The organism is Acetivibrio clariflavus DSM 19732 (assembly GCF_000237085.1).
Classification (GTDB): domain Bacteria; phylum Bacillota; class Clostridia; order Acetivibrionales; family Acetivibrionaceae; genus Acetivibrio; species Acetivibrio clariflavus.
Genome location: NC_016627.1, coordinates 801,783 through 815,349, shown reverse-complemented (window position 1 = coordinate 815,349; position 13,567 = coordinate 801,783). Strand labels below are relative to the sequence as shown.

Sequence of the window (13,567 nt, the reverse complement as noted above, 5' to 3'; positions counted from 1 at the left end):
TATCAACCATAAGAACCGGTATGAAACCATTATAATGACCCCCATTGTCAAGACAAATTTTTAGCTTTTCTAAGTTAGATTCTCCTTTCTATGTTTTTGTATAATATCTACCTTAAGGTACTCTGTCGGATGGATGTCAAGGGCGAGCATATGCGAGTTCATCTTGCCCCTTGACATCCAATGGTTATATATCCTTTTGATTCCCGGTCTGTTATGACAGACCGGCTGCCTTCCGGCGAGGACGGGGTTTGGGGCAGAGCCCCAAGGTTTTATACTACTGCCTTAATCTCTTTGTTAATCCCAAAATAATATTCTGACGGCGTTTTATAGCCTAGTGACTGATGTGGTCTCTTGTTGTTATAATATTCAATATATTCCCTCGTTTTTTGCCGAAGTTGCTGACCCGTTTCACAATCTTCATGATAAAGCATCTCCCACTTGTAAGTTCGAAAAAAACGCTCTATCCTTTGATTATCCAAGGCTCGTCCTTTCCCATCCATTGAAATTTTTATATTATTACTCTTTAGTAATTTTATGTAATCCTCACTGGCAAACTGTTTACCTTGATCGCTGTTCATAATTTCAGGTTTACCATATCGTTTGATTGCCTTTTTTATCGCTTCTAATACAAATGTCCTATCTAAAGTATTTGATAACTCAAATCCAACAATATACCGGGAATACCAGTCTATTATAGCTACCATATACATAAATCCACGTTTAAGACGGCAATATGTTATGTCTATAGACCATACCTGGTTGGGATGATCTATATTTAAGTCTCTTAGCAAATACGGGTACAAATATTTGTTATGCAGACGTCTGCTAAGATTAGGCCCGGGACAGAAACCGTGAATCCCCATTTCCCTCATATATCGCCGTGTACGCTTCCTATTGATTTGTATGTGGTAATCCCGGTGTAGGATATTTGTCATCCTGCGATAGCCATATTCCGGATGAACCGTGTATACCTCATCAATAATACGTTTTATTAGATATTCCTCATCTGTTACCGGTACTGGCTTGTAGTAAAGGCTTGTACGATTAATACCTAACAGTTCAGCTTGCCTTTTTATGCTTAATTTCTTTTCTTCTCTCTCAATCATCTTCATGCGGTCTTCCCGGGACTTAGAGTCGGCCAGATTTTTTTTTAAGCCAGGCAACTTCATATGAAAGTTGGCCAATTTGCTTAAGCAGTTCGTCCTTCTCCTTCTCATACGACTGTTTGACCTTCTCTACTTCATCAGTTTCCTTACTGAAAACTCTGCCTGCATTGCTTATAAATTCTGCCTTCCAGCGACTTAGCTGATTAGGATGAATTTCATATTCGGCAGCTATCTCATTCAGCGTCTTTTCTTCCCTTAAGACCTCAATCACTATTTTTGCTTTTTCTTCTGGTGTAAACTTTCTTCTCGTTTTCATATTTCTATTCTAACTTATTTTGACCGTTTTGTCTGTCTTAATTTATGGTATCATTATATATCTTCTTTATCAAGTTGGTCCAATACCATTTATAATGCTTTTTCAAATTCCGGTAAACACCCATGAATATCAGACATGCAATAAATTTTCATCCTTACTTTCCCCCTGACAATAATAGATACAGCAGTCATAATACATAAAATTACGGTTTAACTTGTGATGGAAATGGTAAGTGATATATTTAAGAGAGCCTCCTCGGTAAAAGATGTGTTTTGCGGCTAACAGTTTACTAAGAAGAGTGATATCTTGTTCATTTTATATTGAAATATATTTTTACACCAAGGTATTATGGAACTAATCTACTTGCAGTTATTAATGTTTGCCTTTATCAGTATCAGTAAATATACAAAAATATAATTTATAAAAAACAAACCCGACGTAAGCCGGAAAAAATATTATAAATGATAGATATTTGCTGATTATAGTTTATTCTTCACATTCTCCGGAAGGAAATTAATCAAAGTATCTTCACTGGTGCAATTCAGTATTCTTGCCAAACTATAATATTCCGCAAAAATTTTCTTTATATCATCGGGTTTAACAATATTCGTTTCACAGTGCAATTGTGTTAATTCAACAGCAACGTCAAATTCGTTTCTCTGTATTGATGTCAGTTTAACATTTTCGCACATACACGATCCCCCTCTTAGTTATTAATGACATAAACAATTATGTGATTTCTATTATATCCTATATTGTCAAATTAGCAAGTATTTATATTAATTCCTTTTATTGTAGTGAGAACCAAAAGATTCGCTTTACCTTAAAAAGTCTTAAAGCTTCTTTTTTACGTATAAGATAGAACAATATTAAAGTGTAAAAATCAATAAAAATTTGGTTCTTTCCAGAGCCAGTTGAAAAATTATATATGATTATGAAAATAGAGAATTTAGGATTACAAAATTATTGTGTTTCAACTAACTTTGTAAAGAACCAGTTTTAGAATAGCATTAACAATCCTCCTATAAAACGGTATATTTTATATCTTTTATTAATGTGTTACTAGTTTTTGGAATTCCCACTGTATCCACAGGATATATAGAAAATGTAATAAAAATAAGCTACTGCTGACAGAGCCCTATTTTATATAAAATATTATTCAGTTATTGAATAGTTTGCTAAATATGCACGACATTCATCTAAATTTTTAAATTGACCTAAATATTGATATGAATATTTTATTCTTCTATGTATTGTTGCTTCAATTTCAATATAATTATCAATATCGCCCCCACCACCTCCAATAGGACTATCACAACATTCCGGATCGTTAGCATGCTTTAATCTGCATTTTTCAAGTGCACATTCATATTCTTCATCAGAACACTCTTCATTATCACCTAAATATTCAAGCAAATCGTCTGACATACACTCACAACAAGCCCATTCCTTTTTAATACTAAATATCAAATTGTATATATCTCCATATTCATTAATTCCTGTCACAAAAATGAAAGGTTTGACGTCTTTTGCTTCCATTAGAAAATATTTTTGGTGATCTGGTTTATAAGGTTCATTAATGTTTGCAGATAAATCTGGTAATAATGCTACTGATGGGGGAAGCCATTTTTTAAAGCTTTCACTTTTATGCGTTATATAGTCAAAATACCACGATCTTTTTTCCGGATCCCATTTAGCTCCCAATTTTTTTGCTTCGTCCTTTTCTTCATACGGACAATTAATATAACACTTCATATTATTACTCCTCCAAATTTAAATATAATAATAATTAATATAATTCCAACCTAATAAATAATCCTGTAAATGTCAATAAAAATTTGGTTCTTTCCAGAGCTAGTTGAAAAATTATATATGATTATGAAAATAAAAATTTTAGGATTACAAAATTATTGTGTTTTAACTATCTCTGTATGAACCTACTTTCTATTGACAAAACACATATCTACTTTTGATCCATTAATACATTACATATTCCTGGAGCTTTGATTGTACTCAAACTCATAATTAGCTTAAAGCTTAATTAAATTTTCTCAAGGAATTCAACTGATACTAATTTTGAGGTACATTTTTTCATTAGACTAACACAGGTAACTCCCTAAAGTGAAAATACCTGTAAAAATATTAACTCTCTAAAATTCTTCATATGATTGTTTCATGTAAATTGAAACTCGATACCTAAAAGTATAAGGTTTGACCGTTTAATCTAATAATTATCTTGTTTTAATGGATATTCTTCCTTGCCATATAGATCTAAGAAAACATCTTCACCTTTACTCGAAAAGTTCCAGTATAATTTACCGTTAATTTCGAATAAATGCAAATTCGAAAATTCTTGAGCGTATTTTTCAACCTTAAAACCTTTTGCTTCATAGATTGCTACAATATTCTCATAAGTTTCAGGTAAAATTACCTTGTCAACTTTTCCATCCTCTCGAAAGATGACTGCATACTGATTTCCTATAGAATCTTTTTCGACAGTAATAAAAGGACTTGTGAAATATGGCATAGGAGCAATTTCTGTCAATTTCATCTTATCCAATTCATTCTTATAACCTTTCGGTATATATAGCTCATCACCAACTTTTAACTCTTTCGATACAGCACAAAATCCATTTCCATAAATAGTTAAATATGTACCAGACATTAAAATACATCAAACCAAAAGGATCAGTATAGCTCTAACTTTTTTCATACTTATCTCCCCAATTATAATCATTTTACTTGTTCTTTTATATAACTAATACATTTATCATATAAATTTTCATATGCAGAGCTTTCCAATTCATAAAATTCATCATCAAGCTCGCAAAAAGCATCATCTTTTTCATCATCTGTTTTATCGGATTCAAAGATATTTACTGCTTTGCTAAACAACTTAGAGAATTCCGTTTCTCCAATTAAATTTAAAAAGTGCAGAGTATCCCTAATATATTCTCCCTCTGTATTTAAGAAATATTGATCAAATCCGCCATTATTCACTTCCATTAATAATTTGCCAATCGCAAAAAAATGCTTTTCGTTTTCATCTAATTTTTCATATCCATCTTTAATTTCCTTATCTATACAATAATCTGAAATATTATAAAATAATTCTTCATTATCCCATTCTTCATCTAACATAGCTTTAATTTTTTTATCCATTTAAATCTTTCCTTCCACCTTATGCTATAAATAAAAAAATTTTCAACACTCGTTTTTAATCTTTTTCAGTATGTTTTTATAATTACATATGCAAATCATTTATATAATCTAATCAAAAATATAGACTAAATAAAAAAGACTACAAGTATAGGACACAGAATAATTTCTTCCGAATCAAACTTGTAATCTTGATTGCTAAAGTGCTAAAAATCATAGATATAACTATGTATGTGGTGGAGGCGAACAGACACCTGTCAAGGTGCAACAGTGAAGAATTCCAGGAGATCCCTTTCAGGATGAAGCTGGAGATCGCATTAAAAGAATACCGGCACAACACCAAAAAATAATGAATTGCCCCTCGGTTAATTAGCCGAAGGGCATTCTTATTTTTCGTTCGGCCAGTGCTGATCGTCTGCATGGCTTTATGCACCTGGTATATTTATTTCTCTAAAATGCTGCATTCTGCTGTGTTTTGGCTTAAAAAAATTGATGTCTAAACTCTCAATTTAGGGTTTAGACATTTTTTACTTAATCCCTTTTTTACTCCATCTTTTTTTACTAAACCAGGATCAAGGATTTAACCTTTTAGCGGCCTATCATATACGCGCGCGAAGGCTAACATTTACTAACATTTATCCTATACACCTTTACCTTATACGCGCGCGACGGTCAGGTTTTGTCAGGTTTATTTCAAAGGACCAGGATCGGCAATGCCTTTTATAAGGTGATGTCCATAGGTCTTAAAGTATTCATTGTCAATGTCTATAACCTTCTTTTTTATCTCATCTGGTGCACCAGGATCCAGCGTGATCCCTTCCTCATTGACGATCAAGTAATCACTATATTCTGATAGTAAAACCATAAAATCACCTATCCAAAGTCGATAATATCGTCATCATCCGGAATACGTTCCATGATGTCCCCCGGTTGGCAATCCAATGCCTTGCAGATCTTATCAATAATATCTGTTTGAACAGTCTTCCCCTGGCGAAGTTTTGTCATAGTGCTTGCAGCAATACCGGCCTTCTTCGCAAACTCACTATCTTTCATCCCTTTATCAAGGAGTATATGAAATAACTTTTTGTAAACTATCGACATTTTAACACCTCCCATTAAGTCAATTATATATGCGTTTACGAAATTTGTAAAGCTATATAAAATTTATTTCGCGTATTCAAAAATTATGATTGACATAGCAAATTTAATGATTTATAATGTGATTACAAAATAAATACGCGTATTCAAAAATAATTTCGTTATCACAGAAAGGAGGTTTCAGCCAATGGATATAGTGAATGCAAAAACGCCCAGACAGCTCCCAGATCCGCCATCCCTTGAGCGCTTTGTAGCTGATGTGCTATTTGAAGGTTGGTTCGACGGTACTTACAACAACTATGTAAAGACTTCACGATGTGATCTTAATGATCATATAATCAGCTTTAATCGAAGCCTGGAGACCATAAAGGCGTCTGGTCTCATTAAAGAAGCGGAAGACATAAGAGAATCAGCAAACACAGCAGTCCAGGAAGCCGCAAAGCATTTTTATAAGCAAGGCATAAAAGACGCCATTATATACCTGGAACGCATGGGTGTAATTAAGAAAAAATCTATTGGTATCATTAATCCGCTTGAAGGTTACTTCAACAAGTAAAAAAACTATGGTTAAATGAAAGGAGATTTACCTATGGAAATGAAAAATTTACTTGAAAACATGTTCAGTACCCACATTAATACCCCGGAGCATTGCGAAGCTGTAAATGAAGCCAATAACAAAGTTTTTGACAGTATATACAATCTGTTATCAAAGGATCATGTGCTTAAAATAGATCCGATCCTGAATGACTATTTCTACGAAGTGGAGAAACGCGGTTTTATTGATGGTTTCAAAGAAGCAACAAGGCTAATCGTTGAATCCTTCTCAAAGTTAGCTGTATCAAATTGGGATCTCTTTATGGGATCCACCGAAACGATCACCAGGTTATTCCTTGATCACACCCAGGATCCTGATTACAGCAGTTCTGCCGCAGTCCTTGACCATAAAGCAAGGAAAACCATTGAAGCTGCAGTACCGCAAAGGCTTTTTGATGAAATTGATTCCATTATCTGTGATTATGCGTTCGAAATTGAAAAACGGGGTTGGACAGATGGTTATAAGATGGCCATGGCCTTGATGGCCGAAGCCTTGTCAAGGTAGTAAGGAGGAATGTAAATGCCTATGCAGGTTATTGTCCCAGATGACCGAAATAAGATCATAAAATCCATTCAGGCCCTTGAATACCTACTCAAACATGATACCAACGAAAAGGATAAGCAGTACCATACAGAAGCCATTGAACGCCTAAAAGCAGCTTTAATTACGCCAATGGTTTATAGTACCCATAGATAAGAAAATGAGTTTATGAGCGCCCCTTACGTCCCTGGGGGCGCTTTTTCATAGGTTGAATATATCAACCGGCCCATACATGCTTATAGTGAATTTTTGAAGCGCTGCAGCCTTTTTTTCATGGATCCTGGAACGCCCGATCCTAATATCTTTCATCACAGATTCCGCCGGGTATTTCTGCCTATTAATATAAAACCGGTCCAGTATTATTCTTTCTTCCTCTGTTAAGGTGTCCAGGGCTCTTTCAATGCACCGGATCAATATTTTATTAGCTTCTATAGCTTTTGATAAATATTTCATAGTAGATGAATCGATATTCCCTTTGCTGTAATTGTTCTCAATTACGGTTATACTATCCTTCAGCCTTTGAAGCTTCATTAAGTCATCTATTGCAAGCCTCTTCCACATATTTGGCAGCGCTTTTGCTTTTTCGTCTTTACTGGTTCCTTTCATTTCGATCCCTCCACAATAATATTCAGGTTATTTTATATGCACAAAGCTGTCGCGATCGCTGCTTCAAGATCCATGATCTTTTCAACTGCCCTTTCGACGCTACTTGTCCTTGAATGATACCAAACTGAAAATCCCGTTCCTTTCAGGCCTAACCTGTAGGGATCCATGAATTCAATGAGCCTTTGTATATTATGCGGCTTTCTACAGTTCTGCAGTGCTTGTCCGCGGAGCCGGTTGTATTCATCATCAGTCATTTGATACATTTTCACAATAATGTCCTTGCTGGTATCATTAAGTTCTGCAAGCAGAATATTCTTCTGCTTCTCCGGAAGTGTTTCGATGATTTCAATAAGCGTTTCACGAAGCTTTGACAACGTATCATCATGTATGATTTTATCTTCGAATTCAGCGTTAGGATCCGAAATAACGTCAGAAAGGCAAATATCTTCAAATTCAGTACTTACGCTTTCTTCTAAGCTTATAGTATCGTTTAACTGATCTGACTTCCCTCTGTACCCTATAAGTTGATTCATCTTACTTAACAGTGGATACTCTATGTAAGTTGTAAATTTATACCCACTTTCAGCCTTATAATACTTAATAGCGTCCAGTAGCGCAAAAAAACCTTCCTGGATCAGATCCTCTTCCTCTACGCCTGCAGCAGCGCACCGATCCATATGCTTTACATAAAATTTCCCGGCAAGCCATGCTATAAGTTTTTTATTCTGTTCCCACAGAATGGAAATAAGATCTTTACGGCCTTCCTGGATTAAGATTACCAGGACTTCATTTACTACATTCCCCACAGATACCACCCCCGATATCCTCATTCGTCTTTATAAAATAAGGAATTGGACGGCAGTGTATATCTCTATTTCTTACATTGCCGCCCTTAAAACCTTATATAATTTTTGCGCCCTGGCTGTTGCTGTCAACGCTATCAGAAGCACGGGAAATCATATGTGTAAGAACACTGGGACTTGCTTCGAATGAAAACTGAACCGGGAAAGTATATACGATCGCACTGTCGAACATCTTTTCGCCGGTAGTTTCAATGTTCTTGATAGCACCTATAAGATCAAAGCCGTTATCAATTTCAAGGGCTTCTGGATCGCGTCCCTGCTCTTTTATAATTGCAGCGATACTTTTTCTGGCTAAATAATCATCCAGGTATGGCGCAACAAGGTTTTTAATGGTTGTCCCATCCATGTTTTTGCCGCCATATGTAAGGATATTAATCACGTTTGTAAAGCCAGGATCCGAAATATATTTTGCAGCCTGTAGATCCTTACTGAATTCATCCTTTAACTTCTTGACTTGATCAATGAAGGCCTGCTTAAACTGTTTGGCCTGTTCTTTATACCTTACCTTCAATTCCTCAATCCTGTTCCTGAATTCATCCGGCTTATACATCTTTTCATACTGTTTTGCAATTTCGTTATACCTGACATTTGTCTTTACGAAATCATCAAGTATATCCTGCAGATCCTTAAAATATGATTTGTTCATATTCGATACCTCCTTCATTTTCATCAACCTGGACATCATCGCACAAGTTAGGATCCGGAACAGCGGGCAATGGAATATTCCCTATTCTTGTAAGGTCTACTGATTCTGATTCTGCATTGGCTGCAGGGAACCATTCTCCGCCCCAATGTTTGCTTGCCATATGGGCTTTTGCCGCTGCCGCTTTATACGCCGCAAAAGCATTGATAAAATTTGCCCTTGCTTCTTCCAGGGCCGCTCTGTATGGCGCAATATATTCATCAAGAACCGGTTTCCCATGCAATATATACAAGTGCTTCCTTCTGCTTTCAGTGATAGGGCAGGTCTTCATGAATTTGTTGTACTCATTAAGCAGTTCCAGGTTCCTGGCTCCTGTTTCGTTGTCAGAAGCGATCTGGGCTTCCAGATCAATCTTTTTCTGTTGCCAGTCAGATTCCCTCTTTCTGATCAATTCAAGTGCGTTCATTCATCATCATCCTTTCTTTACTTTGTTTAATAATATCTTCCGCTTCCTTGCCTCCTACTTCTGCATAAAAGCGGATTATATCTGACCTGTTATAGTACCGGCCATATGTACCGGTAAAGAAGCCATCTATCTGCTTGTGCATGAACTTTGGGCTTCTGCGCTTTGCCGGGACATTTACTTCCTGGTGCAGTTCAAAAAGGGTGTAATACACTTCCCAGGCCGACATTGTTTCATCAAACTTCAAGTTATTATTCAGCATGGTCTGGATCAGGTTCACGATGGCCGATCGGCCTGTAACATTGATCCGTCCATTAAACCTTTCATCAAGGTATAAGTGAAGCATTCGAAGCAATGTCTTATGATCCATATCCTGGGCCTGATTCTTGAATTTCATCAGCTATACACCCCTTCCGCTGCTGTGATGAATTCGTCTTCCAGCTTCCTTTCGATGGCTGCAGCCACTTCATCCAGGTCCACTTTTTCGCTGATCTTGATATCCGTCAGCGTTACCTGTGGCGTCAGCGTCACGAAGTTCTGAACTGCTCTAACTTCGGCTATATCCCGAAGCAGCTTGATGTCTTCTTCGGAAATATCGACTTCATCATTGATCTTGCCGACTTCGCCGACCTTCCCGATTTCATCAATATTGGTGTCTTTGCCCTGGAAGGAAGCCAGCTTCTGTTCATAGTCTTTCCCGGCAGAATTCGCGGCCTTTTTAGCTTCCTGTTCTGCAGCGTCTGCAGCGCGCTTTTCAGCCCTTTCGCGAAGCATTTCCTGGACCTTTGCTTCCCTGGCTGCAGCTTTGGCCGCTGCATTCGCTTCCATTTCAGCGATGACCTTTTCACCGGCCTGTCTGACTGCTTCTTCCTGCAGCTTTGCCTTCGAAGCGAAGTCAACCGTTTCAATGGCGCTGATAGAAACGCCAGGGATCTTATTCAGAACGCCGATCATCCAGTTAATGCCTTCAATTACGCCGTTCACAAGGGCGTCAACGATTTCCAGTGCTTTGGTTTTCATGCTGAAAAATGCGTTCACAACCCCGATCCCGACTTTCGTGAAGAAGATCGGCACCTGGTCAAAGAAGTTCAGAATGCTGTTCCATGCCCTCAATAGGCCAGCAGCGAACTGATCGTTCTTTTCCCATAGGTTCTTTATCCATATGATCAAGCCGACGATCACGGCTATCAGTGCGATAATGGCCAGAACGATCCAGGTTATAGGACATGCAAGCAGGGCAGAGTTAAGGCCCCACTGTGCGGCCGTATGTGCTATCGTTTCCCCAGTAGCCAGCATTTGTGCCGCGCTCATTATGCCATGAACAACTGCTACTGCTGCAGCAACTGTTTTATATATTCCCAGTGCCAGAACGACGCCACCGATCGCTGTGGCCAAGCCCCAGACGATAGGTTCAATCATTGGCCAGTTCGTGGAAATGAAGTTTGCAATATCGGACACCCCGTCGAATAGCTGCATGGCGAAGTCAACGGCCGTACTCAACCCGCTGGCGAAGGAAGCGAAGAACTGTTCCGCCGAATCCGAAGCGAACCATTCATTCAGCCTGGTGATCAATGGCATAAGTGCATTTGCTGCTTCTGTGGAAGCCTGGGCGAACCCCATTTTCAGGTTCGACAAGAACATTTCCATTTGAGTTTTTGGGGCCTGCAGCATTTTCTGATATGCTTCTTCGCCCATGTTCTGCGCGTCAAGCAGCTTTTCGAACTGCGTGATAAAACCTTCGATGTCGCCCTTCTTTCCCAGTTCATCGATACCGAATGCCCTGATCTGTGCTTTCGACATGTTGAAGCGTTCGGCCAGGGATACGATGTCACCGGACAGCGCTTCCTTCAATGAGAACCCGGCGCCTTCAAGGCCCTGGCCGGTCTTATCGAACACAGCCAACCTTTCAGCCAGTTTATTCAAGCGGTCCAGGTTCTGCGGTTTCGTTGTTACTGACATAAAGGAAAGGGTGTTCTTTGCCAATTCATCAAAGGTGAAGGCGGATCCTTTGGCCTGGTCCTGCAGTTTCTGATACATCGCGGTTCCGATGTCCACGCTGCCGAGCCTTGCCTGGAATTCGCGTTCAAGTTTATCCAGATCAAGTGCCGCGCCGACAGTGAAGTCGAATGTCTTCTTTGCCGCCAGCGCGGCCAGAACCTTTCCAATGATGTTGTTTATGCCACCCCATGAAGACTTGATCCGATCAGCACCCCTTTCAACATACTCCTGCTGTCTTCCGATATTGTTAAGCCTGTTGGACATGTTGTCTGCTGCTCTGGCACCATTATTAAAGGCACTTGCTGGATCAAGCTGTTCTGTTAACCTGTCAACCCTTTCTAACCTGTTGATCATCTGGTTTATCGCTCCGACTTGACGTTGCAGAATATTCGTCATTCTATCCTGCAGGGTAATACTTGTAGATACTGCCATTTCTTTTCAACTCCTTGTACAATTAATATTGTATTAAATCAGTGACCGAAGCCACTGTTCGACCCATTAAAATTCATTGTTAACATAACACTTCAAACTTCATTCTTTTCTAAACATCAAGCACATCATCCGGCTTCACATCTTAGCCATTTTGCCAGCAACTGTTGGCCTGAACCTTGACAATCATGTATAATATCTTCCGGACTTGGAAGGTGAGTGTTTCACCTCCTGGGACGGACCTTAGCGGGCCGATTACCCGTAAGAAAGAGTATTTATCCATTCCGGTAAGTCTACATGATTTGGCTGGTTGAGGCCAGCTCTTTGGCTGGTTCCTCGTGTCACATGCAAGGTTGTTTGCTTACATGGGAAGGAATGGAGGCTTTTAAGTCCATTAATCTTAAAAAGGAGGCATTTTAATGAATTTCAGACCCATTGCAGGAATTGATGTGGGTAAGTTCTTCAGTGAAATGGCGATTCTTTCTCCTACCAATGAAGTGGTTGCCCGCATGAAGATTCACCATGATTCCAATACCGACGTTGAAAGAGCCGTTGAATTGCTTAATAAAACGGAAAAAGATTTTGCTTCAAGGCCTTTCATAGTCATGGAATCCACCGGGCACTATCACAAAATCCTTTTCCATTCACTTTGTAAAGCTGGATTTGAGGTTTCGGTAACAAACCCCATCCAAACTGATTCTATCAAAAATATTGGAATCAGAAAAGTGAAAAATGATAAAGTGGATGCCCGGAAAATTGCCCTACTCTATAGATTTCAGGAACTTAAGTCAACCAACATCCCCAATGAGGATATTGAGTGCCTAAGGAGCCTATGTCGCCAGTACTACAAACTGAGTGATGAGCTTACCGCCTACAAAAACAGGCTTACCGGTATTGTTGACCAACTCATGCTTAACTTCAAGGATGTCTTCTCCAATATATTTTCAAAGGCTGCTATGGCTGTCCTGGAGGAGTATCCTACTCCTGCCCATATTCTTAAGGCTGACAGGAACAAGCTGATTTCACTGATTCAGAAGAAATCCCGCAAAAGTCTCAAATGGTCAACTGCCAAGTATGAGCTTCTGGTCTCCAAGGCCAGAGATTTTGCACCTCTGAGCATTCATAATGCCTCAAATGTTATTATGCTGGGCGTATATATCTCCATGATCAAAACCTTGGAAGAAAGCCTGGAGAAAGTCCTTAAGTCCATTCGTCTACTGATTGCTGAAGATATGGCGAAGGATATGCCCATGCTGGCATTGACGCTTGAACTTTTGCAGAGCCTGCCAGGTATAGGCCTTCTCTCTGCTGCTACTATTCTTGCGGAGATTGGAGACTTTTCAGCCTTTAAAAAGCCAGGCAAGCTGGTTGCTTATTTCGGCGTTGACCCCTCTGTCATGCAGTCCGGAGAGTTTACCGGCACACGGAACAAGATGTCTAAGAGAGGTTCAAGGCTGCTTCGCAGGGTGCTTTTCACAATTGCTCTTGCTAATATCCGTACCAAGCGGGATAAGACAGCTTGCAACCCTGTGCTGCTGGAGTTCTACCAACAAAAATGCCAGAGTAAGCCTAAGAAAGTAGCTTTGGGAGCTGTTATGCGCAAGCTTGTTTGTATCATCTTTGCTGTCCTAAGGGATAGGAAACCTTACCAGTTACGCAGCCCCCAGGAACACGCTCAAATGCTTGCAGCAAAGCATACAGCAGCTTGATAGTACTGTACTTGATGTTCAGTTTTCAAAGAGCAACTTGCT

Annotated in this window: 17 protein-coding genes; 4 read left to right on the top strand and 13 right to left on the bottom strand. The window is 38.9% G+C overall.

What is annotated here, in order from left to right:
• Positions 1-269 precede the first annotated feature (269 nt).
• The 7 genes from CLOCL_RS03425 to CLOCL_RS03395 all read right to left on the bottom strand — a co-directional run bounded on the left by CLOCL_RS03425 (position 270) and on the right by CLOCL_RS03395 (position 5,682).
• Positions 270-1,422 (bottom strand): IS3 family transposase gene (locus CLOCL_RS03425; RefSeq protein WP_027622199.1). Its coding sequence is split into 2 segments (ribosomal slippage): positions 270-1,154 and positions 1,156-1,422, totalling 1,152 coding nucleotides; the frame shifts between segments, so codons are not numbered across the junction.
• A gap of 479 nt (positions 1,423-1,901) precedes the next feature.
• Positions 1,902-2,114, bottom strand: a complete 213-nt coding sequence (locus tag CLOCL_RS03415; protein ID WP_014254038.1) for a hypothetical protein — start codon at positions 2,112-2,114, stop codon at positions 1,902-1,904.
• Between the two features lie 463 nt (positions 2,115-2,577).
• Entirely contained in the window at positions 2,578-3,177 is a 600-nt protein-coding gene (locus CLOCL_RS03410) for a DUF5710 domain-containing protein (RefSeq protein ID WP_041714905.1), read from the bottom strand.
• Positions 3,178-3,646: 469 nt separating this feature from the next.
• The gene (locus tag CLOCL_RS03405; protein WP_014254037.1) at positions 3,647-4,087 is read right to left on the bottom strand and encodes a hypothetical protein; all 441 of its coding nucleotides are present in this window, start codon (positions 4,085-4,087) and stop codon (positions 3,647-3,649) included.
• Between the two features lie 68 nt (positions 4,088-4,155).
• A complete protein-coding gene (locus CLOCL_RS03400) occupies positions 4,156-4,584 on the bottom strand; it encodes a DMP19 family protein (RefSeq protein WP_014254036.1) in 429 nt (142 codons plus the stop codon).
• Between the two features lie 685 nt (positions 4,585-5,269).
• Positions 5,270-5,446 carry a hypothetical protein gene (locus CLOCL_RS22380; protein ID WP_014254035.1) on the bottom strand — a complete coding sequence of 59 codons (177 nt, stop codon included), beginning with the start codon at positions 5,444-5,446 and terminating at the stop codon, positions 5,270-5,272.
• A gap of 8 nt (positions 5,447-5,454) precedes the next feature.
• Positions 5,455-5,682, bottom strand: coding sequence for a helix-turn-helix domain-containing protein (locus CLOCL_RS03395; RefSeq protein ID WP_014254034.1), 228 nt, complete (start codon positions 5,680-5,682; stop codon positions 5,455-5,457).
• Between the two features lie 184 nt (positions 5,683-5,866).
• On the opposite strand from CLOCL_RS03395, the gene CLOCL_RS03390 reads away from it, so the two are divergent.
• Genes CLOCL_RS03390 through CLOCL_RS22375 form a run of 3 tightly spaced genes read left to right on the top strand, consistent with a single transcriptional unit; the run spans position 5,867 to position 6,970 of the window.
• The gene (locus CLOCL_RS03390; RefSeq protein WP_014254033.1) at positions 5,867-6,235 is read left to right on the top strand and encodes a hypothetical protein; all 369 of its coding nucleotides are present in this window, start codon (positions 5,867-5,869) and stop codon (positions 6,233-6,235) included.
• 33 nt (positions 6,236-6,268) lie between these two features.
• Entirely contained in the window at positions 6,269-6,778 is a 510-nt protein-coding gene (locus CLOCL_RS03385) for a hypothetical protein (RefSeq protein ID WP_014254032.1), read from the top strand.
• 15 nt (positions 6,779-6,793) lie between these two features.
• Entirely contained in the window at positions 6,794-6,970 is a 177-nt protein-coding gene (locus tag CLOCL_RS22375; RefSeq protein WP_014254031.1) for a hypothetical protein, read from the top strand.
• 45 nt (positions 6,971-7,015) lie between these two features.
• Here the strand turns inward: CLOCL_RS22375 and CLOCL_RS20875 are convergent, their stop codons facing one another.
• The 6 genes from CLOCL_RS20875 to CLOCL_RS22955 form a co-directional block, all read right to left on the bottom strand.
• A complete protein-coding gene (locus tag CLOCL_RS20875; protein WP_014254030.1) occupies positions 7,016-7,420 on the bottom strand; it encodes a hypothetical protein in 405 nt (134 codons plus the stop codon).
• 32 nt (positions 7,421-7,452) lie between these two features.
• On the bottom strand, positions 7,453-8,235 hold the full coding sequence (locus tag CLOCL_RS03375) for a sigma factor (protein ID WP_014254029.1): 783 nt from the start codon (positions 8,233-8,235) through the stop codon (positions 7,453-7,455).
• A gap of 85 nt (positions 8,236-8,320) precedes the next feature.
• Positions 8,321-8,929, bottom strand: coding sequence for a hypothetical protein (locus CLOCL_RS03370; RefSeq protein WP_014254028.1), 609 nt, complete (start codon positions 8,927-8,929; stop codon positions 8,321-8,323).
• A complete protein-coding gene (locus tag CLOCL_RS03365; protein WP_014254027.1) occupies positions 8,910-9,392 on the bottom strand; it encodes a hypothetical protein in 483 nt (160 codons plus the stop codon). The genes CLOCL_RS03370 and CLOCL_RS03365 overlap by 20 nt, the downstream gene beginning before the upstream one ends.
• Positions 9,379-9,786, bottom strand: a complete 408-nt coding sequence (locus CLOCL_RS03360; protein WP_014254026.1) for a hypothetical protein — start codon at positions 9,784-9,786, stop codon at positions 9,379-9,381. The genes CLOCL_RS03365 and CLOCL_RS03360 overlap by 14 nt, the downstream gene beginning before the upstream one ends.
• Positions 9,786-11,819, bottom strand: coding sequence for a phage tail tape measure protein (locus tag CLOCL_RS22955; protein WP_014254025.1), 2,034 nt, complete (start codon positions 11,817-11,819; stop codon positions 9,786-9,788). The genes CLOCL_RS03360 and CLOCL_RS22955 overlap by 1 nt, the downstream gene beginning before the upstream one ends.
• Before the next feature lie 416 nt (positions 11,820-12,235).
• Between CLOCL_RS22955 and CLOCL_RS03350 the strand changes: the two genes are divergently transcribed.
• Complete coding sequence (locus tag CLOCL_RS03350; protein WP_014254024.1) at positions 12,236-13,525, top strand: IS110 family RNA-guided transposase; 1,290 nt, start codon at positions 12,236-12,238, stop codon at positions 13,523-13,525.
• Positions 13,526-13,567: the final 42 nt, after the last annotated feature.

Bases quoted from the DNA above. Each gene is read 5' to 3' on its own strand.
- CLOCL_RS03415 (WP_014254038.1), bottom strand. From the start codon at position 2,114: ATGTGCGAAAATGTTAAACTGACATCAATACAGAGAAACGAATTTGAC.
- CLOCL_RS03410 (WP_041714905.1), bottom strand. From the start codon at position 3,177: ATGAAGTGTTATATTAATTGTCCGTATGAAGAAAAGGACGAAGCAAAA.
- CLOCL_RS03405 (WP_014254037.1), bottom strand. From the start codon at position 4,087: ATGTCTGGTACATATTTAACTATTTATGGAAATGGATTTTGTGCTGTA.
- CLOCL_RS03400 (WP_014254036.1), bottom strand. From the start codon at position 4,584: ATGGATAAAAAAATTAAAGCTATGTTAGATGAAGAATGGGATAATGAA.
- CLOCL_RS22380 (WP_014254035.1), bottom strand. From the start codon at position 5,446: ATGGTTTTACTATCAGAATATAGTGATTACTTGATCGTCAATGAGGAA.
- CLOCL_RS03395 (WP_014254034.1), bottom strand. From the start codon at position 5,682: ATGTCGATAGTTTACAAAAAGTTATTTCATATACTCCTTGATAAAGGG.
- CLOCL_RS03390 (WP_014254033.1), top strand. From the start codon at position 5,867: ATGGATATAGTGAATGCAAAAACGCCCAGACAGCTCCCAGATCCGCCA.
- CLOCL_RS03385 (WP_014254032.1), top strand. From the start codon at position 6,269: ATGGAAATGAAAAATTTACTTGAAAACATGTTCAGTACCCACATTAAT.
- CLOCL_RS22375 (WP_014254031.1), top strand. From the start codon at position 6,794: ATGCCTATGCAGGTTATTGTCCCAGATGACCGAAATAAGATCATAAAA.
- CLOCL_RS20875 (WP_014254030.1), bottom strand. From the start codon at position 7,420: ATGAAAGGAACCAGTAAAGACGAAAAAGCAAAAGCGCTGCCAAATATG.
- CLOCL_RS03370 (WP_014254028.1), bottom strand. From the start codon at position 8,929: ATGAACAAATCATATTTTAAGGATCTGCAGGATATACTTGATGATTTC.
- CLOCL_RS03365 (WP_014254027.1), bottom strand. From the start codon at position 9,392: ATGAACGCACTTGAATTGATCAGAAAGAGGGAATCTGACTGGCAACAG.
- CLOCL_RS03360 (WP_014254026.1), bottom strand. From the start codon at position 9,786: ATGAAATTCAAGAATCAGGCCCAGGATATGGATCATAAGACATTGCTT.
- CLOCL_RS22955 (WP_014254025.1), bottom strand. From the start codon at position 11,819: ATGGCAGTATCTACAAGTATTACCCTGCAGGATAGAATGACGAATATT.
- CLOCL_RS03350 (WP_014254024.1), top strand. From the start codon at position 12,236: ATGAATTTCAGACCCATTGCAGGAATTGATGTGGGTAAGTTCTTCAGT.